The 23,440-nt window shown below is 70.1% G+C and carries 20 protein-coding genes; 12 read left to right on the plus strand and 8 right to left on the minus strand.

What is annotated here, in order from left to right; translation table 11 throughout:
* Window positions 1-112 precede the first annotated feature (112 nt).
* From FVQ89_RS01840 to FVQ89_RS01850, 3 genes are read left to right on the plus strand one after another with little or no spacing between them, the layout of a single operon-like run.
* Window positions 113-709 carry a PadR family transcriptional regulator gene (locus FVQ89_RS01840; protein ID WP_147900218.1) on the plus strand — a complete coding sequence of 199 codons (597 nt, stop codon included), beginning with the start codon at window positions 113-115 and terminating at the stop codon, window positions 707-709.
* Window positions 706-1,428: an ABC transporter ATP-binding protein gene (locus FVQ89_RS01845; protein WP_147900219.1), complete on the plus strand. Its 723-nt coding sequence runs from the start codon at window positions 706-708 to the stop codon at window positions 1,426-1,428. Before FVQ89_RS01840 ends, FVQ89_RS01845 begins: the two co-directional genes overlap by 4 nt.
* Window positions 1,425-4,271, plus strand: a complete 2,847-nt coding sequence (locus FVQ89_RS01850) for a hypothetical protein (protein WP_147900220.1) — start codon at window positions 1,425-1,427, stop codon at window positions 4,269-4,271. Before FVQ89_RS01845 ends, FVQ89_RS01850 begins: the two co-directional genes overlap by 4 nt.
* 21 nt (window positions 4,272-4,292) lie before the next feature.
* Here the strand turns inward: FVQ89_RS01850 and FVQ89_RS01855 are convergent, their stop codons facing one another.
* Entirely contained in the window at window positions 4,293-6,272 is a 1,980-nt protein-coding gene (locus FVQ89_RS01855) for a DEAD/DEAH box helicase (RefSeq protein WP_147900221.1), read from the minus strand.
* A 258-nt stretch (window positions 6,273-6,530) separates the two neighbouring features.
* On the opposite strand from FVQ89_RS01855, the gene FVQ89_RS01860 reads away from it, so the two are divergent.
* Window positions 6,531-7,517 carry an alpha/beta hydrolase gene (locus tag FVQ89_RS01860; RefSeq protein WP_187264854.1) on the plus strand — a complete coding sequence of 329 codons (987 nt, stop codon included), beginning with the start codon at window positions 6,531-6,533 and terminating at the stop codon, window positions 7,515-7,517.
* Window positions 7,518-7,521: 4 nt separating this feature from the next.
* Here FVQ89_RS01860 and FVQ89_RS01865 read toward each other — a convergent pair whose 3' ends face one another.
* Window positions 7,522-10,650: an efflux RND transporter permease subunit gene (locus FVQ89_RS01865; protein WP_147900223.1), complete on the minus strand. Its 3,129-nt coding sequence runs from the start codon at window positions 10,648-10,650 to the stop codon at window positions 7,522-7,524.
* A 146-nt stretch (window positions 10,651-10,796) separates the two neighbouring features.
* On the minus strand, window positions 10,797-12,215 hold the full coding sequence (locus FVQ89_RS01870) for a PLP-dependent aminotransferase family protein (RefSeq protein WP_147900224.1): 1,419 nt from the start codon (window positions 12,213-12,215) through the stop codon (window positions 10,797-10,799).
* Between the two features lie 140 nt (window positions 12,216-12,355).
* Here FVQ89_RS01870 and FVQ89_RS01875 point away from each other — a divergent pair, with 140 nt between their 5' ends.
* The 3 genes from FVQ89_RS01875 to FVQ89_RS01885 all read left to right on the plus strand — a co-directional run bounded on the left by FVQ89_RS01875 (window position 12,356) and on the right by FVQ89_RS01885 (window position 14,632).
* Window positions 12,356-12,925, plus strand: a complete 570-nt coding sequence (locus FVQ89_RS01875) for a YitT family protein (RefSeq protein ID WP_255513500.1) — start codon at window positions 12,356-12,358, stop codon at window positions 12,923-12,925.
* A gap of 301 nt (window positions 12,926-13,226) precedes the next feature.
* Window positions 13,227-14,027, plus strand: coding sequence for a DUF4097 family beta strand repeat-containing protein (locus FVQ89_RS01880; protein ID WP_147900226.1), 801 nt, complete (start codon window positions 13,227-13,229; stop codon window positions 14,025-14,027).
* Window positions 14,024-14,632 (plus strand): PadR family transcriptional regulator, encoded by a 609-nt coding sequence (locus FVQ89_RS01885; RefSeq protein WP_147900227.1) that lies wholly within the window; start codon window positions 14,024-14,026, stop codon window positions 14,630-14,632. The genes FVQ89_RS01880 and FVQ89_RS01885 overlap by 4 nt, the downstream gene beginning before the upstream one ends.
* 36 nt (window positions 14,633-14,668) lie before the next feature.
* Here FVQ89_RS01885 and FVQ89_RS01890 read toward each other — a convergent pair whose 3' ends face one another.
* Window positions 14,669-15,310: a hypothetical protein gene (locus tag FVQ89_RS01890; RefSeq protein ID WP_147900228.1), complete on the minus strand. Its 642-nt coding sequence runs from the start codon at window positions 15,308-15,310 to the stop codon at window positions 14,669-14,671.
* A 98-nt stretch (window positions 15,311-15,408) separates the two neighbouring features.
* Here FVQ89_RS01890 and FVQ89_RS01895 point away from each other — a divergent pair, with 98 nt between their 5' ends.
* From FVQ89_RS01895 to FVQ89_RS01905, 3 genes are read left to right on the plus strand one after another with little or no spacing between them, the layout of a single operon-like run.
* Window positions 15,409-17,469 carry an APC family permease gene (locus tag FVQ89_RS01895; protein ID WP_255513360.1) on the plus strand — a complete coding sequence of 687 codons (2,061 nt, stop codon included), beginning with the start codon at window positions 15,409-15,411 and terminating at the stop codon, window positions 17,467-17,469.
* A 3-nt stretch (window positions 17,470-17,472) separates the two neighbouring features.
* Window positions 17,473-17,865, plus strand: coding sequence for a CrcB family protein (locus FVQ89_RS01900; protein ID WP_147900229.1), 393 nt, complete (start codon window positions 17,473-17,475; stop codon window positions 17,863-17,865).
* On the plus strand, window positions 17,862-18,242 hold the full coding sequence (locus FVQ89_RS01905) for a CrcB family protein (protein ID WP_147900230.1): 381 nt from the start codon (window positions 17,862-17,864) through the stop codon (window positions 18,240-18,242). Before FVQ89_RS01900 ends, FVQ89_RS01905 begins: the two co-directional genes overlap by 4 nt.
* On the opposite strand, the gene FVQ89_RS01910 is transcribed toward FVQ89_RS01905, so the two are convergent.
* Entirely contained in the window at window positions 18,236-19,336 is a 1,101-nt protein-coding gene (locus FVQ89_RS01910) for an NAD(P)-binding domain-containing protein (RefSeq protein WP_147900231.1), read from the minus strand. The genes FVQ89_RS01905 and FVQ89_RS01910 overlap by 7 nt on opposite strands.
* A gap of 163 nt (window positions 19,337-19,499) precedes the next feature.
* Here FVQ89_RS01910 and FVQ89_RS01915 point away from each other — a divergent pair, with 163 nt between their 5' ends.
* Window positions 19,500-19,709 (plus strand): DUF3073 domain-containing protein, encoded by a 210-nt coding sequence (locus FVQ89_RS01915; RefSeq protein WP_147900232.1) that lies wholly within the window; start codon window positions 19,500-19,502, stop codon window positions 19,707-19,709.
* 66 nt (window positions 19,710-19,775) lie between these two features.
* On the opposite strand, the gene purM is transcribed toward FVQ89_RS01915, so the two are convergent.
* A complete protein-coding gene (purM, locus tag FVQ89_RS01920; protein WP_255513361.1) occupies window positions 19,776-20,909 on the minus strand; it encodes a phosphoribosylformylglycinamidine cyclo-ligase in 1,134 nt (377 codons plus the stop codon).
* A 114-nt stretch (window positions 20,910-21,023) separates the two neighbouring features.
* Here purM and purF point away from each other — a divergent pair, with 114 nt between their 5' ends.
* Window positions 21,024-22,481 carry an amidophosphoribosyltransferase gene (purF, locus tag FVQ89_RS01925; protein WP_147900234.1) on the plus strand — a complete coding sequence of 486 codons (1,458 nt, stop codon included), beginning with the start codon at window positions 21,024-21,026 and terminating at the stop codon, window positions 22,479-22,481.
* A 131-nt stretch (window positions 22,482-22,612) separates the two neighbouring features.
* Here the strand turns inward: purF and FVQ89_RS01930 are convergent, their stop codons facing one another.
* Both FVQ89_RS01930 and FVQ89_RS01935 read right to left on the minus strand, forming a co-directional pair.
* Window positions 22,613-22,924 (minus strand): hypothetical protein, encoded by a 312-nt coding sequence (locus FVQ89_RS01930; protein ID WP_147900235.1) that lies wholly within the window; start codon window positions 22,922-22,924, stop codon window positions 22,613-22,615.
* Between the two features lie 150 nt (window positions 22,925-23,074).
* Complete coding sequence (locus FVQ89_RS01935) at window positions 23,075-23,437, minus strand: sterol carrier family protein (RefSeq protein WP_147900236.1); 363 nt, start codon at window positions 23,435-23,437, stop codon at window positions 23,075-23,077.
* Between the last annotated feature and the right edge of the window lie 3 nt (window positions 23,438-23,440).

Genomic DNA, 23,440 nt, shown 5'->3' on the forward strand with positions numbered 1-23,440 from the left:
GTTCATGTGGGGCTCATGCGCGGGCGGAGTTCAGGGTTTCCCCTGATGCTGCGCGGACTGCATACTCGGTATGCATATACTCAGCACGCACATCCACCACACAAGGAGCGACATGAGCGTTCGGCAGGGTCTTCTCTCGGTCCTCTCGCTGGGGCCCAATTACGGGTACCAGCTGCGATCCGAGTTCGAGCGACGTACGGGCGGTACCTGGCCGCTCAACATCGGACAGGTGTACACCACCCTCGACCGCCTCGAGCGCGACGGCCTCGTGCGGCGGGGAGCGAGCACCGACGAAGTGCAGGTTCTCTACGAGATCACGGCGGCGGGGCGCGACGCCGCGCACACGTGGCTCACCCGGCCGGTCATCCGGGAGGGCGCCACGCGCGACGAGCTGGCGATCAAGCTCGCACTCGCCGTGACGATCCCGGGCCTCGACATCACGGCGCTCATCCAGACGCAGCGGTCGGCGACCCTCGGTGCGCTGCAGGATCTCACCCGACTCAAGCGCACGGACGACCGAGGCGACCTCGCCTGGGAGCTCGTGCTCGAGTCGATGATCTTCCAGCTCGAAGCGGAGAGCCGCTGGCTCGACCACGTGGAGGGGCGTCTCACGCGGATCCGCGACGGACGCGACCCGGACCCCGGCGACGCCGCCCACCCCCGCCCCGCCGAGCGCCCCGCGTCCGAGTCGACGGAGGCGGCACGATGACCGCCGCACCCGTGCTGCGCCTCGACGGCGTCTCGCTGCAGTACGGCCAGGGGTCGACCTCCGTCACCGCCCTCTCGGGGATCGACCTCGAGATCCGGCGGGGCGAACTCGTCGCCGTGATGGGAGCATCCGGGTCGGGGAAGTCGAGCCTGCTCACCGTCGCGGGGGGCCTCGTGCGGCCCACCTCGGGCGAGGTCATCGTCGACGGGCAGTGGCTCAGCAGCCTGAAGCCCGGGCAGCTCGCCGCCCTGCGCCGCCGCCACCTCGGGTTCGTGTTCCAGGATTTCAACCTGGTCCCCGCGCTCACCGCGATCGAGAACGTCTCCCTCCCGCTCGAACTCGACGGATGGAAGACCTCGAAGGCGCATCGCGCCGCCCGGGACGCGCTCTCGACGGTCGAGCTCGCCGAGCAGGCCGACCGCTTCCCCGACGACCTCTCCGGCGGACAGCAGCAGCGCGTCGCGATCGCGCGCGCGGTGGTCGGCGGCCGGTCGCTCATCCTCGCCGACGAGCCGACCGGTGCGCTCGACTCCACGACGGGCGAGGTCGTGCTCCGGATGCTCCGCGGACGCGTGGATCACGGCGCGGCGGCGATCCTCGTCACCCACGACGCCCGGCATGCAGCCTGGGCCGATCGCATCGTCTTCATCCGCGACGGCCGCATCGTCGACGAGTCCGCCTACCGCGGGGTCGAGACGATGGTGGGGCGGCACGCATGAGGACGCGGGCCGACGGGCTCCCCACGAAATCGCGCCACCGCGGTCGGATCGCCGCACGCATCGCGGCACGCACCGCACGCCGGCACCCGGGTCGCAGTGCCCTCATCGTGGCTCTTGTGGCTCTGCCGACCGCGGGACTCGCGGGCGCCGGCGTCGTGGTCACGAGCTCCGTGCCGACCACCGACGAGCGTCTCACCTACACGCTGGGGCAGACCGAGGCGCTCGTCTCGGTGGTGTCGCCGCCCGACCCCACGCTCGACCAGGCGCCCACGGAGGCCTGGAGCTACATGCGCGACACCGACGCGAACGGGATGGCGACCGGCTTCGACGAGAACGACCCCTTTCTCGATCCCGCAGACGTGCTCCCGCGGGGCACCCGGCTGCTCACGATCACCGAATCGGCGGCCACGGTCCGCACCGAGGCGGGCATCGCGGGGGTGACGATCGTCGAGGGGGATGCCGGCGACCCCGCGCTCGACGGCCGCTACCACCTGGCCGAGGGGCGCGAGCCGCGCGGCCGAGACGAGGTCGCCGTCAACCGGTCCGCGGTCGAGCGGCTCGGCGTCGGGCTCGGAGGCACCCTGCACGTCACCGAGCCCCGCGACCGCGAGCTGATGGTGGTGGGGATCATCGAGGACCTCGCGCGCTATGACTCGAGCGTCGTCGTCTTCGCCCGCACCGGCACGATCACGGCCAACGCCCCCGATCCGTCGATCTCCAGCTACTACGTGGCCGATCTCCCGCTCGACTGGGATGCCGTGCGCGAACTCAACCGCTCGGGGATGGTGGTCTACTCGCGGGAGGTGGTCGAGCATCCGCGCGCACCCGCCGACTACACGGTCGGCAAGGATCGTCCGTGGACCGAGTCGCCGGAGCTCGGCACGATCGTCAGCTTCCTCCCCCTGTTCCTGATGTTCGGGTCGTTCGCGCTCTTCCAGGTGTGCCTCCTCGCCGGCGCGGCCTTCGTGGTCGGGATGCGGGCCGACCAGCGCGCACTCGCGACGATCGCGAGCGTCGGGGGAGAACCGGGCCTCATCGCACGCATCGTCTCGGCCGGCGGCATCGTGCTCGGCGCCATCGGCGGACTCCTGGGGGTCGCTCTCGGCATGGGCGGCGGCTGGGTGTTCCTGCGGATCAGCGACGACGGCAATGCGACGACGCTCCCCGGATTCCACCCGAACGTGTTCGTCCTGACGACGGTGCTGCTCGTCGCGACGCTTGCGGGGTGGATCGCCGCGCTCTCGGCCGCGGTCGGCGCACGCCGGATCGATGTGGTGCAGGCTTTGCGCGGAGCCCGCCGGCCGCGGCCCGCACGGCCCCGACGCGCCGTCGCCGGAGCAGTGATCGCGCTGGCGGGTTTCGCCGGACTCGCCGTGGGCGGCCTCCTCGCGGTGCTCAGCTACTGGCCGGCGTACAACAACGACCTCGCCGTCGTCGCAATCACCGTTCTCGTGATCGGCGCGATCGCCACCCAGCTCGGCCTCGTGCTCGCCACCCCCGCGCTCCTCGCGCTCCTCGCTCGGCCCTTCTCGCGGGTCGGAGAGGGCGCACGGCTGGCGAGCCGCGACGCGAGCCGCAACCACTCGCGATCCGTGCCCGCAGTCGCCGCGGTGATGAGCACGGTGTTCGTGGCGTCATTCGCGATGACCTTCGTCTCGTCGAACCAGGTGGCGACCGATGCGGGCTATCTCTACTCGGCCCCCCGGGGAACCCTCATCGCGAACATCGCCCCTCGCGACGAGGACGGTCCGCACCCCGCGACCGAGGACCAGGTGCACACGACCGTGGATGCGCTCGGCGGCATCTACGATCCGCAGGAGATCACCGTGATCGAGGGGGTGCCGGACCCGGAGGTCTGGCCAGACGGTGACGGATCCGAACGGGAGTTCGTGTTCCCGTATGCGCGGCTGGATCCGGACTGCGGCAGCCCCGCGTTGCCGTTCTCCAACGCGGTGACCCCATGCCCCAACTACCTGACGGGGACAGGCGACGCGCACCTGCTCGTCGGAGACTCCGACGACCTCGCCGCGCTCCTCGGCCACCGCCCGACTGACGCCGCTGTGCGGATGCTCGAGCAGGGCGGCGCGGTGGCGCTGTATCCGCAGTACGTCTCCGACGACGAGCTCACGATCGACACGTGGAGCGCTCAACAGGTTGCGATGAGCACCTACCTCCCGGACCAGCGGTCGACGCCCCTCTCGCAGGTGGAGGTGCCGGCGATGTACGAGGATCCAGGGTTCCAGCTGACCGTCGGGGTGGTCCTCGCACCCGCGACCGCCGACCGTCTGGGGATCGACTACGGGCCGATCCGGGTGCTCGCGCGGCTGGACGCGGCCCCCAGCGACCAGCAGTCGCAGGCCATGAACCTCGCGCTGCAGACGCTGGCTCCGGGGGCGTGGTCGTACTACGAGAACGGCCCCGGCGCATACGGCGCCACGTTCGCCTGGGCGCTGCTCGGGCTCACGGCGATCATCGCGTTCGGGGCGGCCTCCATCGCGATCGGGCTTGCTCGCGCAGACGCGCGACGGGACGACGAGGTGCTCGACGCGATCGGCGCGCCTCCGTCGCTCCGCCGCTCCGTGGCGTTCTGGCAGGCGATCGTGATATCGGGGATCGGATCCCTGCTCGGCGCCGCGATCGGCTTGCTGCCGGTGCTCGCGCTCGCAGTTGCGACGTGGGTAGCGCACGCGACGGGGGCACCCGTGACGAGCGGCCCGCTCACGGAGTTCGCGCCGCCGTGGCTGCAGCTCGCGCTCGTCGCGGGCGGCGTTCCCCTCGTGATAGCCGCCGGGTCGTGGGCGACCAGCGGGCGGCGCCGGGTCGCGGTGCGCCGGGTGGCCTAGCCTCCCGGCGCACCGCGGACATTACCGGCCCGCGAGCTCTTCGATGAGAGCGTCGCCCGGGGCGACCGGGGTCCACTCGGCGACGATCTCGGCGCGCTTGAGGAGGTCCTCCGTGCGACGACGGCGGTTGCGCGGCACGAGCGTGACGACGGTGCCCGTCTTGCCCGCACGGCCGGTGCGGCCCGAGCGGTGCAGGTACGCCTTGTACTCGTCGGGCGCATCCGCCTGGATCACGAGGGTCACGTCGTCCACGTGGATGCCGCGGGCGGCGACATCCGTCGCGACGAGCACGCTGACGCGGCCGTTCGCGAACTTCTCGATGGCGCGCTCACGACGCGACTGGGTGAGATCGCCGTGGATCGGCTCGGACCGGATGCCGTGGTCGTCGAGCAGGTCGGCGAGCTGCTCCGCGAACGCGCGGGTGCGCGCGAACACGAGCTTCTTGCCGGGGCCGGCCGCGAGCTCCACGAGCACGTCCTGCTTGTCGCGCTGATCCAGCAGCAGCACGCGGTGCTCGATGGTCGAGCTCGCCTGGTCCTCACCGGCGACCTCGTAGACGGCGGGATCCTGCAGGTAGCGCTCCACGATGTCGGCGACGCCCGTGTCGAGCGTGGCCGAGAAGAGCAGCTTCTGCGCGTCGCCGTCGACCTGATCGAGGATCTCGGTCACGACCTCGGCGAAGCCCAGCTCGCACATGTGGTCGGCCTCGTCGAGCACGGCGACCTGCACGTTCGAGAGGTCGAGCTTGCCGCGGTTGGCGAGATCCTGCACGCGGCCCGGAGTGCCGATCACGATGTCGACCCCGCGGTCGAGCGCGCCGAGCTGGCGTGCGAACGGCACACCACCGTAGATCTGGGTGGTGAACAGGCCCACGCTGCGCGCGATCGGCTGAACGGTGCGGTCGATCTGCAGGGCGAGCTCACGTGTGGGCGCGAGGATCAGGGCCCGCGGAGCGCGACCCGGCTGGCGGCGCTTCTGCTCGCCCGCCTGCAGCTGCATGAGGCGCTCGACGATCGGGGCGCCGAAGGCGATGGTCTTGCCGGATCCGGTGCGGCCGCGGCCGAGCACGTCGCGCCCGGCGAGGGCATCCGGGATCGTGGCGGACTGGATCGGGAACGGAGTCTCGGCTCCGAGCTCCGCGAGCGCGCGCACGATGTTCTGCCCGAGTCCGAGGTCGGCGAAGGTGCCGGCGACCTCCGCCGCCTCGACGGCCTGCGCTTCGAGGCGCTCGAGCACGACATCCTCGGCGATCGGACGCCGCTCGGCGCGCTCGCCGCGGTCGAACCGATCCGTTCGATCCGTGCGCGCGTCGTAGCGGCCTCCGCGCCGCGTGTCGTCCTCCCGAACGTAGGAACTGCGGTGGGGGCGGTCTCCTGCGAGGCGGTGCGGACGGTCGCCGTGCGCACGAGCGGGACGCTCGGAGCGGTCGTAGCGGGCCGGACGGTCGTCACGGTCATTGCGGGTGGGGCGATCGGAGCGCGTGGCGCGGTCGAAACGCGCCGGGCGCTCATCACGGTCATACCGGGCGGGGCGCTCATCGCGGTCGGCACGGGCCGGACGGTCGCTGCGGTCGTAACGCGCGGCGCGGTCGTCACGGTCGTATCGGCGCTCGGGGCGCTCACCACGCTCGTCGCGAGCGGGGCGCTCAGCGCGGTCGTAGCGCGGGCGGCTGTCGCCGCCGTGGTCGCGGCGACGCTCGGCCGGAGCGCGCTCGACGGTCGCACGCGCCGCCTTGCCGCGCGGCTCCCAGTTGGGGCGGCCGTCCTCGGCGTTGCGGTCGTCGCGCGTGCCACGGGGGCGGTCTGCGGCGCGGCCCTTAGCGGTGCGCTCCTCGGCGCTCCAGCGCGGCTTCTTGCCACCGCGCGCCTCGGCATCGGGGGTGTACCCGCGGTGCTTCGCGCTCGGGCCGCCGAGCTTCTTCTTGGTGTGGGCGCTCTTCGCGGTGCCGCGCGCGCCCGCGGGCTTCTTGGCGCCCTTGGGCGCAGGGGTGTTCTTCGGCATGGATGTCTCCGGGGTCTGATGGTGAGTGAAGACCGCGCACACGCGCGGCAGATACCCGGACCGACTGCGACCGGGGCCGTTCTCCTCGTGGAGTCCTCGTCAACGGATGCGCTGACGATCCGGCCCGACCGACGTACACAGTGCTTCACGCGGCACATGCCGCGGATCGTCGAGAGCCGACCGCACGAGCATAGCCGCTCCACCCGAGGATCCGCCGAGAATCTTCGGGCGCGTCCCCGGGGTTACGGTAGTCCGATCATGCGCGCCGCCCACCCGACGAGAGCCGCCCTCGGGCTCACGGTGCTCGTGGCGCTTGCCTTGTCGGCGTGCGCACCGCGCGGCGACGAGTCGACGCAGGTGGAGGGTGTGGTGGTCTCCACGAACCCCGAACTCGCGACGGATCCGAGCGTGCCGGTCGTCGAGGACCTCGTCTACGGCGCCGCAGATGGAACCCCGCTCGTGCTCGACGCTTGCGTGCCGCCCGACTTCGACCCTCTGACCGACGCCGCCCGCCCCGCGATCGTCGTCGTGCACGGCGGCAGCTGGGCCCGCGGCTCGAAGAACAACATCGCCTGGCGCGCGGTGTGCCAGTGGCTCGCGAAGGCCGGATACCCGACGTTCAATGTGGACTACCGGCTCGCGCCCCGCGATCCGTATCCGGCGGCGATCGACGATATGATCCGCGCGGTCGAATGGATCCGCAGCGACGCGCAGGTGACGCGGTTCGGGGTCGACCCCACGCGCATCGGCGCCTTCGGCGGCTCGGCGGGAGGGAACCTGGTGTCGCTCCTCGGCACGCTCGGCAGCGGCGACCTCACCACGGGAGCGCGCGTCGCCGCGGTCGCGGAGCTGTCGGGGCCGATCGATCTGACGGGCGTCGCCGTCACCGACGACTTCGCGCCGGTGCAGCTGGAGTACCTCGGATGCGCGGATGCCGACGACTGCCCCGCTGCGGTCACCGCGTCGCCGAACACCTGGATCGACCCGAGCGATCCGCCGTTCTTCGTGGCGCACTCGACCGACGAGATGATCCCGCTGGAGCAGGCGGAGCTCTTCGTCCGTGGTCTGCGCGATGCTGGCGTCGACACGACCTTCATCACCGTCACCGGCACCCTGCACTCGATCGCGATGATCGACGCGGATCTCAAGACGCGCGTACTCGACTTCTACGCACGCACTCTCGCGCCGCGCGAACTCCCGGTCGCCCCGGCGACAGATGGAGCGGACGCGGCCGCCGAGGGCTGATCGGTCACTCCGCGGAGGAGGCCACCGGCTCGACCCGCTGGGCCTTCGCCGCGCGACGTGCCTCCCGACGCTCCTTGGCTCCCTCGACGAGCGAGTAGAGCGAGGGCAGCACGACGAGGGTCAGCACCGTCGACGAGATCAGACCGCCGATCACCACGATCGCGAGCGGCTGCGAGATGAAGCCGCCGTGGCCGGTGAGACCGATAGCCATCGGGATGAGGGCGAAGATCGTGGCCAGCGCCGTCATGAGGATCGGCCGGAGTCGTCGGCTCGCACCGTGCACGATCGCCTCATCCACCCGCATCCCGCGACCGCGGTACTGGTTCACCAGGTCGACGAGCACGATCGCGTTCGTCACGACGATGCCGATGAGCATGAGCAGACCGATGATCGACGCGACACCGAGCGGGATGCCCGAGGCGAGCTGGAGAAGGATCGCGCCGGTCGCCGCGAAGGGCACCGAAACGAGCAGCAGCAGCGGCTGGCGGAGGCTGCGGAAGGTGGCCACCATCACCGTGTAGACGATGAGGATCGCCGCCAGCAGCGCGAGCCCGAGCTGGGAGAAGGACTCCTGCTGGTCGGAGGTCACGCCTCCGAGCTCGGCGGTGACGCCATCCGGCAGGTCGAGCTCGTCGAGCGCCGCCTGCACCTCAGCGGATGCCGTGCCCACATCGGCCGTCGACGGGGTCACCGAGACCGTCGCGGTGCGCACGCCGCGCTCGGTGGAGATCGAGGCGGGCCCGTCGACCTCCGAGATCTTCGCGAGCTCCGACAGCTCGACCGGCCCGACCGGCGTCGGGATCTCGAAGTCGCGGAGCTCGTCGATGGTCGTCGGCGCGTTCGGGTTGTCGATGTAGATCGACAGGGTGTTGCCATCGATCTCGGCCGACGAGATGGCCGAGGGGAGCATCGCCTCGGCGACGATGCCACCGATCGCCGACTCGCTGAGGCCGTACTCGGCAGCATCGGCACGGTTCACGCGGATCTCGATGAACGGCTGAGTCTCGGAGAGGTTCGACTCGGCCTGCTGGGTGACGTCGAGGTCCTTCATCGCGGCGAGCACGTCATCCGCCGCGGTCGCCAGGGTGTCGGAGTCGGGGGCGGTGATCTCGATCGCGATGTCGTTCGAGAAGCCGCCGCCGCCGGATCCAGAGCTGACCGAGACCGTGCCGACCGTGTCGGGGTCGAGACCGTCGATCACATCCTGAACGTCGGCGCGCAGCTTCTCCTGGTCGGCCGACTCGTCAGTGGTGATCGAGAACGTGGTGGATCCGCTGCCGCCGAACACCGCGGCGAGTGCGCCGCTCGTGCCACCGCTGGATCCGACGGAGACCTGCACCGTCTCGATCCCGTCGACCTCGCCGAGGGCGGTCTCGAGCTCCTTAGCGGCAGCGTCCTTCGCCTCGAGGCTCGCACCCGCCGGAAGGCTCTGGCTGATGCTCAAGGTGTTCTGACCGGAGTCGCCGACGAAGTTGGTGGGAACGTAGGGCACGAGTGCGAGCGTCCCGAGCAGCACGAGCGCCGCCGCGACGATCGTGACGGCGGGTCGCTTGACGGTCCAACGCACGATCGGGAGGTAGCCGCGCTGGAGCGGGGTCGGATGCTCGAGCTCGTCGGCCGGGTGCTCCGGATCGGCGAGGGTCGCGTCGTGCTCGTGGCGCGGCTTCTCCTTGAGGAACCAGTAGGCCAGCACGGGCACGATCGTGAGCGCCACGAACAGCGACGCCGCGAGCGCGATGGTCACGGTGAGCGCGAACGGGCGGAAGAGCTCGCCCGTGATGTCGCCGACGAGAGCGATCGGCAGGAACACGGCGACGGTCGTCACGGTGGAGGCGGTGATCGCGACCGCGACCTCCTTCACACCCCCGAGCACGGCGGTGCGTTTGTCTTCCCCGAGTCCCATATGGCGCTTGATGTTCTCGATCACGACGATCGAGTCGTCGACGACGCGGCCGATGGCGATCGTCAGCGCGCCGAGGGTCAGCACGTTGAGCGTGTATCCCACGGCGAGCATCGAGACGAAGGTGATGAGCACCGACACGGGGATCGAGATCGCGGCGACGAGGGTCGAGCGCACCGACAGGAGGAACACGAAGATCACGAGCACCGCGAAGCCGAGGCCGAGCAGCCCCTCGGTGGCGAGTGACTCGATCGAACTCTCGATGAACGGCGCCTGGTCGAACACGACCGTGAAGGCGGTGTTGCCTCCCACCTCCGCGGCGAGGTCGTCGAGCTGGGCGGTCACGTCGCGCGAGACGTCGACCGTGTTACCGGCTGGGGTCTTGGTGATCGCGACGGTGAGCGAGGGCTCGCCGTTGACTCGCGAGATGCCGGTGACGGGGTTCTCGGTGATCTCCACCTTGGAGACGTCGCCGATCGTGGTCGACGGCGCCCCGCCGATGAGCGGAAGCTTCTCGATCTCGTCGACGGATCCGATGCGGTCGCCCGCCTGCACGGTGAGGGTCTTGTCGTCCTCGTCGATCTCACCGGCAGCGAGCAGGCGACCGTTCGCCTGAAGCGCGTCGCGGATCGACTGGGTGGTGAGTCCTGCGGCGGCGAGTTCGTCGAGGTCGGGGGTGATCGTGATGCGCTGGCCGGTCACACCGTAGAGGGTGGCGGAGCTCACACCGTCGATCTGCTCGAGGGAGGTGACGGTGAGGTTCTCGAGCCGACCGGCGAGGTCCGCGGTCGAGAGGTCGCTCGTGACCGCGAGCTGGATGACCGGGAAGTCGCCGATCGAGAACGTGACCACCTGCGGGTCGACGCTGTCCGGCAGCTGCGATTCGATCCGCCCGACGGCGAGCTCGACCTTCTGCTCGGCGCGCGTGAGGTCGGTCCCGTACGAGAACGACGCCTGCACCGTTGAGAGACCGGCCGACGAGGTCGCCGAGGTCGACTCGAGCCCCTCGATGCCCTGGATCGCCGACTCCACCGGCGTCGAGACATCCGACTCGACGACATCGGGGCTCGCACCCGGGTAGGTGGCGATGATCGTCACGTTCGGCAGCGTGAGCGAGGGGAACAGCTCGAGCTTCAGCGCGGTGAGCGCATAGCCGCCGAAGAGCGCGACGACCACCGTGAGCAGGGCGATGAGTGCGCGGTTACGCAGGCTGAAGACCGAAAGCAGAGACACGGTTCCCCCGGTTGCTGTGGATGCCGCAGTCGCGGCGGGAGTAGGCGCACGCCGCCGTGCACTGGCAGCCACTATCCCATGGGGTTCGGTTGCCTGAAACCCGGACTCAGCAATCTGGGGGTTAGCCCCCGTGGTCGGCCTCTTGGCTACACGACGTGAGCGAGGTCGGTGTCGTCGAGACGCAGGGCGTGGCGCGTGACATTCGTCCATGCCTCGGCGAGGGCGTCGACTCCGCGATCGATCTGATCGATCGGCAGCCCGAACGGGATGCGCAGGAAGCGTTCGAACACTCCGTCGAGCCCGAACCGCGGACCCGCGCCGATCACGAGGCCCTCGGCGCGCGCGGCAAGCGCGAGCTGAGAGCTGACGGGAGCACCGAGGCCCACCCACGCGACGATGCCGCCCTCGACGTGAGGCATCCGCCACTCGGGCAGCGTGCTGCGGATGCGCGCCGCCAGGTGGTCTCGCCCTTGCCGCAGGTAGGCGCGCCGCCCCGCGAGGATCTGCTCGTACTCGGGCACGAGCTCGGCAACGATGAGCTGCTCGAGCACCGGCGTGCCGAGGTCGCTCGCGAAGCGCGCACGGGCGAAGCGCTGGATCAAGTCGCGCTCGGCACGGATCCAGCCCACCCGCAGGCCGCCCCAGATCGACTTGCCGACGGATCCGATGATCACGACGCCGCGTCCCGCCGGGAAGGGCGCGGGCCGCGGTTGCCCGTCGAGGCCGAGGCCCGTCATGGTCTCGTCGATGACGAGGGTCGTGCCCTCGCGCGCAGCGAGCTCCGCGACGCGCTCACGGGTGGCGGCATCCATCGAGCGGCCCGTCGGGTTCTGGAACTCGGGCATCAGGTACGCGAGCGTGGGGCTCGTGCGGGGGAACGCCTGCTCGAGGCCGGCGAGATCCCACCCCTCCTCCGTCGTGACCGAGACGGGCACGAGGCGCGCCCCGGCCGCCTTCAGCGCGTCGAATCCGTGCGGGTATCCGGGCGATTCGACGAGAGCCCGATCGCCTCGGGCGAGAAGGGTGCGGGCGACGAGGTGGATCGCCGCTTGGGCCCCGACCGTGACCATGATCTCGTCGGGTTCGGTCGGGAGCCCGCGCTCCGTGTACCGGTCGGCGATCGCGCGGCGGAGCACGAGCAGGCCGAACGCATCGAACCCGCTCTCGGCGAGGAACCCGGGTAGCCGCTCGACCGCGGCCTGGGCGGCGTGCGCGACGGCGGGCAGCGCCGGCAGCGACGCCTTCGAGAAGTCGAGAGGCGCGTCCGCAAGGAGGTCGATGTCGATCGAGGCGTCGTGCGGCAGTCGAGCGGTGCTGCCGGACCCGCGGACGCTCTCGAGGTATCCGGACTCGCGCAGTTCGGCATAGGCGGCGGAGACCGTGGTGCGGCTGAGGCCCAAGTGCGCAGCGAGCTCTCGCTCGGCCGGGAGGCGCGTGCCGAGCGGGATACGGCCATCGAGCACGAGAAGCCGGATGCGGTCGGCGAGCGCGAGATACGCGGGCGCACTGGACCCGCGCCAATCCACCATAAGCAAGGCCAATGCCCGAGCAGACAGGGTGTTCATCCGGCCAGTTTAGCCGTATTGGACCCTTGATCAAGGGCCAATTCGGGAGTGGACTGCTCGACGTGACCCCACGTCTCATCTGGACCCGACGCATCGCGCAACTGCTCGTCGGGCTGTTCCTCTATGGCGTCGCCATCGCGATGATGGTGCGCGCCGGCATCGGAGTGTCCCCGTGGGACGTCCTCACTCAGGGTGTTTCGGCGCAGACCGGGCTGCCGTTCGGGCTCGTCACCAACCTCATCGGCGGGGCCGTGCTGCTGCTGTGGATCCCGCTCCGCCAGCGGCCCGGCGTGGGAACCGTCCTCAACGTGCTCCTGATCGGCCCGAGTGCCCAGCTCACCCTGGATGCACTGCCCCAGCAGCATGAGCCGCTCGCTCAGGGGCTGCTGTTCGCGGGCGGGCTCGCGCTGCTCGCGATCGCATCCGGTCTGTATATCGGCGCGCGACTCGGACCGGGCCCGCGCGACGGCCTCATGACCGGCCTGCACACGCGAACCGGGTGGCCGATCTGGGTCGTGCGCACGGGCATCGAGGTGACCGTGCTGACGATCGGGTGGCTGCTCGGCGGCCAGGTGGGCATCGGCACCCTCGCCTTCGCGCTGCTCATCGGACCGATGGTGGGCGTCACCCTCCCTCTGTTGCGGGTGCCGACGCCAGTCTCACGGCCCGCTGTGGCCGAGAGTTCCAGCGGAGAGGAGGTGACCGCATGATCGTGCTCCTCTCCCTCGGTTCCCTCGCCGCATGGGCTGCCGTCGCCACCATCGTGGTGACGGCCCGCGACGGCTACGGCCGGGTGCCGACGGACCCCCTCCTCATCCCCTAACGCCCGTGCGTGCTGGCGCCATAGACATGTCTACGACCTCCTAGACACCCGCGCGCCGGTGTCTGTGGGGCCATAGACATGTCTACGGCGCCGGGGGATTCGGTATTGCGTGATGACGAGACGCGATATATCGTGTCTCTCGAAACACGCGATATATCGCGTGTCGAGACTCAGGAAGGGGCCGAGCAATGGCTCAGGAGAAGTGGTTGGTCGACGGCCCGAAGGTCATCGACCTCGAGAACATCCGTCGTCTGAAGGTGGGCATCGTCGGCGGATCCATCGACATCGTGGCGCACGACGAGCCGACCGTGCGCGTCGAGATCCGCAACGTCGTCGGCCGCGACCTGCTCGTGCGGGTCGACGGCGACCGGCTCGAGATCGACCACCCCCAGCTGCGCTGGGACAACTGGATCGAGGTGTTCAAGAACTTCGGCGCCCGGATCCGTGCCGAACTGAGCATCGTCGTGCCCCGCTCGACCGCGCTCACCCTCGGCGTGGTCTCGGCCGAAGCGCTCGTCTCGGGGCTCACCGCCGATGCCGACCTCAACACGGTCTCCGGCGACATTGCCGCCGACGGGCTCACGGGGAAGCTCCGCATCAACTCGGTCGGCGGCGAGATCACCGTGCGCGACCACACGGGTGACGTGGGCATCAACACCGTCTCGGGCGAGGTGATCGTCTCGGGCGAGGTGTCGCGGCTCGAGGTCGACGGGGTCTCGAGCGCCGTCATGCTCGACGCCACCGGCATCCCGGATGCGGTTCGAGTGAACACCGTCTCGGGCTCGGTGACTGCGCGTCTCGAGGCCGACGCCCCCGCTGCGTACACCGTGCACACCGTCAGCGGCCGCCTCCAGCTGGGCGACAAGACGATCAGCGGTGTCCGCGGACGGTACACGGATCGGCACGGCGTGCTCGACGGGCACTGGACGGACGTGCGTGTCAACACGGTCTCCGGCGACATCAACGTCCTGCACTCGGTGACCGCATGACGCCGCCCGTCTTCGCACACGGCCACCTGCGCCTCTACCTGCTGAGCCTGCTCGACGAGCAGCCGCAGCACGGTTACGAGCTCATCCAGGCCCTCGGTGACCGGTTCGGCGGCACCTACGTGCCGAGCGCCGGCACGATCTACCCGCGGCTCGCGAAGCTGCAGGAAGAGGGGCTCGTCACCAAGGAGTCCGACGGGCGCCGCACCGTCTACGCCATCACCGACGCGGGGCGGGCGGAGCTCGCCGCACGCCGCGAGGAACTCGACGCGATCGAGACGGATGTGACCGACCAGGTCCGGCGCCTGGCGGACGAAGTGCGCAGCTCGGTTCAGGATGCGATGCGCACCCTGCGCGCCGACCTCGCCGCCGCGGCGAACGACGCACGCGTCGGGGCGACGACACCGCATCCGGATCAGGACCCGCGCACCGAGTCGCGGCGCCTCCTGCACGAGGCCGAGGCGGCGCTCACGACGTTCCGCGCCGACATCCGCTCGGAACTGCGCGCGCAGGTCGCCCGCGGCACGCTCGCCGCCGACACGGTCGAGCTGCTCACCGACCGTCTGAACCAGGTGCTGCGCGAGCTGACCGCCGCCCTGCGCAACTGAACGGCGAGCCAGCCGCACCGGATCCCGCGTCGGCGGTCAGCCGACGAAGCCGACCGGGATCGCCAGATCCTGAACGCGGTCGCCGAGCGCCGTGTGGTCATTGCGCGTGAAGATCGCGCACGCCTGCTGCGTGCAGTCGAGGTTCTCCCCGACGGGATCGACGACCTCGATGTACGCGGTGAAGGTGCCGGTCGCCGCATCGTCGTAGGGCCGCGCACCGAACAGCTTCCAGCCCCATTCGTCGTTGATCCAGTTCGAGGGCGCCCACTGGATCTCGCCCTCCGCGTCGTCCTGCGCCTCCTGATCCGGAACGCCGCCGAGGCACGGACCCGGACGTGTCGCGGGGTCGTCGGGAATGGCGCAGATCGCCACATAGATGCCCTGACCCGCGTCGTACCCGGTGCCGCTCACGACGATCCGGTCACTCTCGGCGAGCGACGACGTGTCGACGATTCCCCCCGGGTCGGGGGAAACAACAGAGAGCTCCCGCTCACGGCCGTCGTCACCCGTGGCCGCGACCGTCGTCGGCCACTCCTCAGCGCTCTGCTCCTGGTTCGCCGCACCGCCGTCGTGATGCAGCAGGATCGGGACCCCGAGGATCGCCACCGGGATCAGCAGCAGCACCGCGATCGCCCCCGCGATCCACGGCCATCGGCGCCTCGGTCGTCCGTTCGTCACCGCACGATCATAGGAGCGCCAGACGCCGTTCACTCAGGGAACATGGTCCCGTCGCGCCGGAGTTGACGCGAGCCACGGCAGGCGTATGCTTTCCCGCCGTGACTGATGAGGCCGCGGCAGCGTCCGAGGACGCTCCCCGATCGCCGAAGCGCTGGCTGATCGGCGAACCGCTTCCCACTGAGAAACTCGACGGACAGCTGCTGCCGAAGCACCTGGCGTTGCCGATCTTCGCGAGCGACCCGCTCTCCTCCGTGGCGTACGCCCCGCAGGAGCTGCTGATGATCCTGCTCATCGGCGGGCTGTCGTTCCTGAGCTTCGCCCCTCCGGTCGCGGCGGCCGTCGTGCTCCTGCTGCTCGTGGTCGTCGCGTCGTACCGGCAACTCATCAAGGCCTACCCCTCGGGCGGAGGCGACTACGAGGTCGCGTCGAAGAACCTCGGCGAGAAGGCGGGCGTCGTGGTCGCGGCGGCGCTGCTCGTCGACTACATCCTCACGGTTGCGGTCTCCGTCGCCTCCGGTGTCGACAACATCATCTCGGCGATCCCCGAGCTGAACCCGTTCCGCATCGAGATCGCCGTCGGATTCGTCGTGGTACTCGCCGCGATCAACCTCCGCGGTGTACGCGAGGCGTCGAAGGCGTTCGCGGTCCCGACGTACCTCTTCATCGGCTCGATCGCCGTCATGATCATCACCGCGCTCGTGCGCACCGCGGCCGGTGACGCCCCGGTCGCCGAGAGCGCGTCCTGGACGGTCGACGAGACCTCCCTCACCCAGGCGGCGTTCGTGCTCCTCATCCTGCGCGCTTTCGCGAGCGGATGCGCGGCGCTCACCGGCGTCGAGGCCATCTCGAACGGCGTGCCCGCATTCCGCCGCCCCAAGATCCGGAACGCTCAGCGCACGCTCGTGGCGATGGGGTCGATCGCGATCCTCCTGTTCTCGGGCCTCACCCTCGTCGCGCTCATCACCGGGGTGCACTACGCCGAGAACGCCTGCGACCTGGTCGGATTCACGGACTGCGAGACCCAGCCTCAGCGCAGCCTCATCGCGCAGGTCGCAGCCGCGACCTTCGGCAACAACTCGATCGCGTTCTTCATCATCCAGGCGGCGACCGCAGCCGTGCTGCTGCTCGCGGCGAACACGGCCTTCAACGGGTTCCCGCTGCTCGGCTCGGTGCTCGCGCGCGACGGCTACGCCCCGAAGGCGCTCGCGACGCGCGGCGACCGCCTCATCTACTCGAACGGCGTCCTGGCACTCTCGGCCGTGGCGGTCGTGCTGCTGATCGGGTCGCAGGCCAACGTGACGACGCTCATCCAGCTGTACATCATCGGCGTGTTCATCTCGTTCACGCTCGGCCAGACCGGCATGGTGCGCCACTGGATCCGCGGAATCCGCAACGGAACTGAGCGTCGCGGTGCCGCGAGCAGAGGCCTCGCGATCAACGGGCTCGGCGCCGCGATGACGGCGAGCGTTCTCGTGATCGTGACGATCACGAAGTTCGTCCACGGAGCCTGGATCGTCTTCGTGGTGATGGCGATCCTGATCGTGCTGATGATCGGCGTGAACCGCTACTACCGCGATGTCGACCGCGAGGTGGCTCCGGACGCGACGACGATGTTCGGCGCCTCGGGCGACCACGCGATCGTGCTCGTCGGTCGCATGTCGAAGCCGGTGCTCAAGGCGCTCGACTACGCGATCGCCGCCCGGCACGAGTCGATCGAGGCCATCCACGCATCCATCGACGACGACGCGAGCGAGGAGCTCGAAAGGCAGTGGGCCGCCCACAACATCAAGGTGCCGCTCACGATCGTGGCCTCGCCCTACCGCGACATCTCGCATCCGCTCATCAAGTACATCAAGCAGCACCGGGCCGAACACGGCTCCGAGGTCGTGACCGTCTACCTGCCCGAGTACGTCGTGGGGCACTGGTGGGAGAACCTGCTCCACAATCACAAGGCGCGGCGCATCCGGCACAAGCTGCTGCTCGTACACGGGGTCGTCGTCGCGCTCGTGCCGTGGCTGCTCGACTCCTCCGACCTCGTCTACGGGCGCCGCTCACGCCCCCTCCCCGGCCAGGATCGCCGCGGCGAGCCCGTGCGTCCCCCCGTCCGCGCACCCAAGCCGCCCGCCGCGCCCGCGCACCGCGGTCCGCGGGGACGCTGAGGGATGACGTATCTCGCGGTACTGCTCGGCGGCCTGATCGGCACCGGATTGCGTCTCGGCGTGGATGCGCTGCTGCCTCACGCGGATGACGCCTTCCCGGTGTCGACGCTCGTCGTGAACGTCGTGGGTGCCTTCGTGCTCGGGGCACTCGTGGCGCGGGTGTGGCCCACGGCATCCGACGCGCTGCGCGCGGGGCTCGGCGCGGGCCTGCTCGGCTCGTTCACCACGTTCTCTGCTCTCGCCGTCTCGCTCGTCTCGCTCGCAGACGCCGGGGAGTGGGGCATCGCGGTCGCCTACCTCGTGGTGACGATCGTCGCGGGACTCTCCGCGGCCTGGGCCGGCATCCGCGTCGGGGCGCGCGGGATGACCCCGATGGCACCCGAGGTGGACGAATGAGCATCGCGGTCGTGATCGCTGCGGTCGCGGCGGGAGCCGTCGGAGCGCTCGTGCGGCACCTCGTCGCCCGCATGTTTGCGGGTCGGCCCGCACGACTGCCGTGGGCCGTGCTCATTGTGAACGTCGCCGGATCGCTCATCGGCGGGATCGTGCTGGGGCTGTCCCAGTCGGGCGTCTGGGGCGCGGATGCCCGCTACATCGTGCTCTCCGGGCTCTGCGGGGGCCTCACGACGTTCTCTACCTTCAGCACCGAGACCATCCAGCTCGCCCTCGAGGGGCGGATGCGGGCGGCGGCGATCAGCGTCGGCACGAACCTCGTGCTCGGCATCGGTGCGGCTGCCGCCGGGTGGGCGATCGTCGCCGCGGCTGTTCAGTAGCCGAGAGCGCTGAGCGCCGCGACCACCTGCCGCGCGATGGTGCGGCCCGCACGGTTCGCGCCGATCGTCGAGGCGCTCGGGCCGTAGCCGGCGAAGAAGACTCCCGCGTTGCGGTACGCGGCGCCGCCCATGACGGTCACCCCGCCCTTCTGCTCGCGCAGCTTCAGCGGCGCGAGATGCCGCAGCTCGGGACGGAAGCCGGTCGCCCAGATGATGGCATCCGCGTGCGCGAACGAACCGTCGTCCCAGCGGACGCCGTCCGGCTCGATCCGCGAGAACATTGGCCGGGCGACGAGCAGCCCGCGATCCACGGCGGCCTGGATGCGACGCGTGCGCGGCACCCCCGTGGTCGACACGATCGACGGCAGGGCCCGGCCCTCGCGTGCCGCGGCATCCTGGAGAGCCACCGCGCGCGTCCCGCCCTCGATGTTCAGCTCCTGCGTCTCGAGGAACTCCACCGGACGTCGGGCAACCCACGTGAGGTTGCGGGCGATCCCCTCGAGCTCGAGCAGGAATCCGATCGCGCTCGTGCCGCCGCCCACGACGACGACATCCTGATCACGGAAATCCTCGGCGCTCCGGTACTCCGCCGTATGCACCTGGGCGCCCTCGAAATCGTCGCGACCCGGGTACCACGGCACGAACGGCGCCCCCCAGGTGCCCGTCGCATTGACGACGACCTGGGTGGAGAACGTCTGATCGCCGTACTCGTCATCGAACGTCACCTCGAAGCCGTCGAGGGTCGCGCGGACCCGGGTGACGTCGGCAGGGCGCACGACCTTCAGCCCGTAGTGCTCCTCATAGCGGCGGTAGTACTCGCCCACCACATCGCGGGCGGGGGCCGCCCGATCGGCGGTGTCGAAGCTGAGCCCCAGCTCGTCCATGCCCGGAAGATCGTTCACCCGGTGCGCGAGACCGAGACGCAGCGCCTCCCAGCGGAACTGCCACGCGCCGCCCGCGGCAGGACCGCGGTCGAGCAACACGAAGTCATTACCCGCCTCCAGGCCGAGCCTGCGCAGGTAGTAGGCCACCGAAAGGCCTGCCTGACCGGCGCCGACGATGACCGCGGAGGTGTCGGTCGGGCGCGGGGTCACCCGCCCCACGTTACCCGGGCGAGGTGACGAACGAACAGGCTGATTCGCAGCGGATGTCGAGGATGCCGTGGCCTTGTGCCAACAGGGCGGAAAGCGGTCGCGTGATAGACTCCCCGGCAGTCTTTTACTGTCTATACCGGCATCTGAAACGAGGGGGTCACGCATGGGGCGCGGCCGTCAGAAGGCAAAGCACACCAAGGTCGCCCGGGAGCTGAAGTACTTCAGCCCGGACACGAACTACGGCGCGCTCGAGCGCGAACTCGGCGGTAACCCCCGCCTCGAAGAAGACCTCGAGAAGTGGCCGGAGTACACCGACACCTACGGTGACGACGAAGACGACGAGCTCGACGAGGGCGACGCCAAGACCGCCTGACGCGTCGGACCCATCCGTCAGGACGACGCGCCGAAGGACGACGCGGCAGCGCGCGCGCTCAGAGCGTCAGTTCGCGTAGTCGGAGACGAGCCGCACGGCTCCTCCGTCGACGCCCTTCGCACCCTGCTCGAATCCGTCGAGGTCGTGGGATGCGGTGGAGACGCGGCCGGCGACCCAGGCGGGCAGGCCCGCGGCCTCGAGCGCGCGGGTGACCGAGCTCGCCGCATCCGGCGACACGACCGCGAAGAAGCCCACGCCGAGGTTCCACGTGGACTCCGTGTCGCCGAGCGCGAGCGCGCCCCACTCGGCGAGCGTGCGGAAGACGGGCTGGGGGCTCCAGGTGGAGCGGTCGAGCTCCACCCATGCCCCCTTCGGGAGTACGCGCGCCAGGTTCGCGGCGATGCCGCCCCCCGTCACGTGGCTGAGCGCGTGGATCGCGCCCGGCAGTTCGTCGATCACGCGCAGCAGCGGCGCCGTGTAGAGCCGCGTCGGCTCCAGCAGCACCTCGCCGACGATGCCGCCCAGCTCATCCGCGTGGTCGGTGTAGCCGAGTCCGCGCTGGTCGAGAATGTGCCGCACGAGCGAGAAGCCGTTCGAGTGCAGACCGGATGACGCGATCGCGATCACGACGTCGCCGTGCTCGACGCGATCCGGGCCGAGCACCGCATCCGCCTCGACCACGCCCACCGCGGCACCCGCGATGTCGTAGTCGTCGGGAGCCATGAGGCCCGGGTGCTCGGCGGTCTCGCCGCCGACGAGCGCGGTTCCGGTGGCCTCGCACGCGCGCGCGACGCCCGCGACGAGGGTGGCGATCCGCTCCGGATGCACCTTGCCGGTGGCGATGTAGTCGGTCATGAACAGAGGCTTCGCGCCGACCACCACGATGTCATCGACGACCATCGCGACGAGGTCCTGGCCGATGGTGTCGTGCTTGTCGACGGCGAGCGCCAGCGCGATCTTCGTTCCGACGCCGTCGGTGCTCGTCGCGAGCAATGGGCGCCTGTAACCGGTCAGGGCGGTTGCATCGAAGAGGCCGGCGAAGCCGCCCACACCACCCAATACCTCGGGCCCGTGCGTACGCGCGACGGACGCCTTCATGAGCTCCACGGCGCGGTCGCCCGCCGCCGTATCGACTCCGGCCGCCGCGTAACTGGTGTCGCCGTGACCGGACTTCGCGGGGGCGGAGGAGCGTTGCGTCACCCGCCCAGCGTACCCGGCGCTCGTCGACGCACGGGCGGCATCCGGGTCGGTGTGCGAGGATGAGGCGTACCTCATCCGGTGCGCGCCCCACGACTCACAGGAGCAGCCCGCAGAATGTGCGGCATCGTCGGCATCGTCTCATCGAGCCCCGTCAACCAGCAGGTCTACGACAGCCTCTCCCTCCTCCAGCACCGCGGCCAGGATTCCACCGGCATCGCGACCTCGGAGGGGTCGATCATCCACATGCAGAAGGCCAAGGGCCAGGTGCGTGAGGCGTACCGCACCCGCGACATGCGCAGCCTCCTCGGAACCATGGGCCTCGGACACGTGCGCTACGCGACGCGCGGTGACGCGTCGAAGGAGCAGGAGGCGCAGCCGTTCTACGTGAACGCGCCCTACGGCATCGTGCTCGTGCACAACGGCAACCTCACCAACACGCGCGAGCTCACCGAAGAGCTCTTCCACACCGACCGGCGGCACCTCAACACGAACTCCGACACCGAGTTGCTCGTGAACGTGCTGGCCAACGAGCTGCAGTCGCAGATCCGCGGCACCGACCTCGACCCCGACCAGGTCTTCGACGCGATCGAGACGCTCCACGAGCGCGTCGAGGGGTCGTATGCGGCGATCGCGCTCATCGCGGGCCAGGGCCTGCTCGCGTTCCGGGATCCGTTCGGCATCCGCCCGCTCATCCTCGGGCGCCGCAGCGAAGGGCTCGTCGGCACCGAATGGATCGTGGCGAGCGAGTCGCTCGTGCTCGAATCGGGCGGATACGAGGTCGTGCGCGACGTCGCTCCCGGTGAGGCCATCTACGTGACCCGCAGCGGCGAGCTGTACTCGCGCCAGTGCGCGAAGGACCCGCGGCTCATCCCGTGCTCGTTCGAGTACGTCTACCTCGCGCGGCCCGACTCGATCATGAACGGCATCTCGGTCTACGACGCGCGCCTGCGACTCGGCGACCGGCTGGCGGACACGATCGCCCGGTACACGCCGTCGGGGGCGATCGATGTCGTGATGCCGATCCCGGACTCGGCGCGGCCCGCGGCGATGCAGGTGGCGCGCAAGCTCGGCATCGAGTACCGCGAGGGCTTCTACAAGAACCGCTACGTCGGCCGGACGTTCATCATGCCCGGGCAGGAGCACCGCAAGAAGAGCGTCAAGCAGAAGCTCAACGCCATGTCGAGCGAGTTCGCCGGCAAGAACGTGCTCATCGTCGACGACTCGATCGTGCGCGGCACGACCTCGCGCGAGATCGTCGACATGGCGCGGGCGGCGGGCGCCAACTCGGTGACCTTCACCTCGGCCGCGCCTCCGGTGCGGTATCCGCACGTGTATGGCATCAACATGCCCACGCGCGCCGAGCTGATCGCATCGGGTCGCAAGATCCCCGAGATCGCGACGGCGCTCGGAGCCGACTACCTGATCTACCAGGAGGTCGAGGACATGAAGTCCGCGATCCTCGAAGGCTCCCCCATCACCGACCTCGAGATGAGCTGCTTCACGGGCGAGTACGTCACCGGCACCGTGACCCCCGAGTACCTCGAGTGGGTCGAGCGCAACCAGCTCAGCTGACGCGGGCGCTGCCCCGGGGCGAAGCCCTCGGTCCCGTGAGAGTACGCACTTCTGCGTGCTCTCACACGTCGGAGTACGCAGAAGTGCGTACTCTCACGGAGCCGAGGGGGCCGCGCTCGGGGAGAGTGCGGTCAGTCGATGTGCTCGCGCTCGACCGTGACGGTGCGGCGGCGGCGCTCGCTACGTCGGTCGAGGATGAGCCCGAGCAGCGCTCCGATCAGCACTCCGAACGGGATGCCGTAGACGAGGAAGTACGCGTAGGTCGCGGCGAACCCGACCTGCGGGTCCGCGGGGTAGAGGCTCGTGAGGATGAGCGTCACGAGCGCGCCGAACAGCGCCCCGGCGATGAGGAACACGCCGAGTCGCGGCGCCCGACGCACGCTGACCTGGTGCACCCCCGGTGCGATCCCGCTCGCGTCCGGCCCGGTCTGCTCACCATCCACGCCCCCATTCTCCCCCACCTCCCTGGGTACCCCCTGCCCAGCTGTCGTCTGTCTGGGCTGGACGCCATAGACATGGCTATTGCCTAGAAGACACCCGCGCGGCGGTGTCCGACGCGTCGTAGACATGTCTATGGCGCGAAGTAGCCGGCGTCAGGACCAGGGGAGCGGGAGGTAGGGGGAGAGGTCGGCGCGAGTGCCGGAGGCGGCCACGCGCGCTGCGGCCAGCGCATCCGCCCACGACAGAGAGCCGGTCGCGAGGCAGAGCCATGTCTCCGGATCCATCTCAACGACGTTGGGCGGGGTCCCGCGGGTGTGACGCGGGCCAGGGACAGCCTGGGTCGCACCGAAGGGCGGCACCCGCACCTCGACGGCGTTGCCCTCGTGATCCGTCGCCAATTGCTCGAGCAGATAACGCACCGCCGTCGCGACAACGGTCCGATCACCGACGCCGCGCATCCACTCCTCCACAGCCGCGCGACCCGCGGTCGGATCGATACGCCGCCTCACCGCCATACA

The organism is Homoserinibacter sp. GY 40078 (assembly GCF_008017545.1).
In the GTDB taxonomy this organism is placed as follows: Bacteria; Actinomycetota; Actinomycetes; order Actinomycetales; family Microbacteriaceae; genus Homoserinibacter.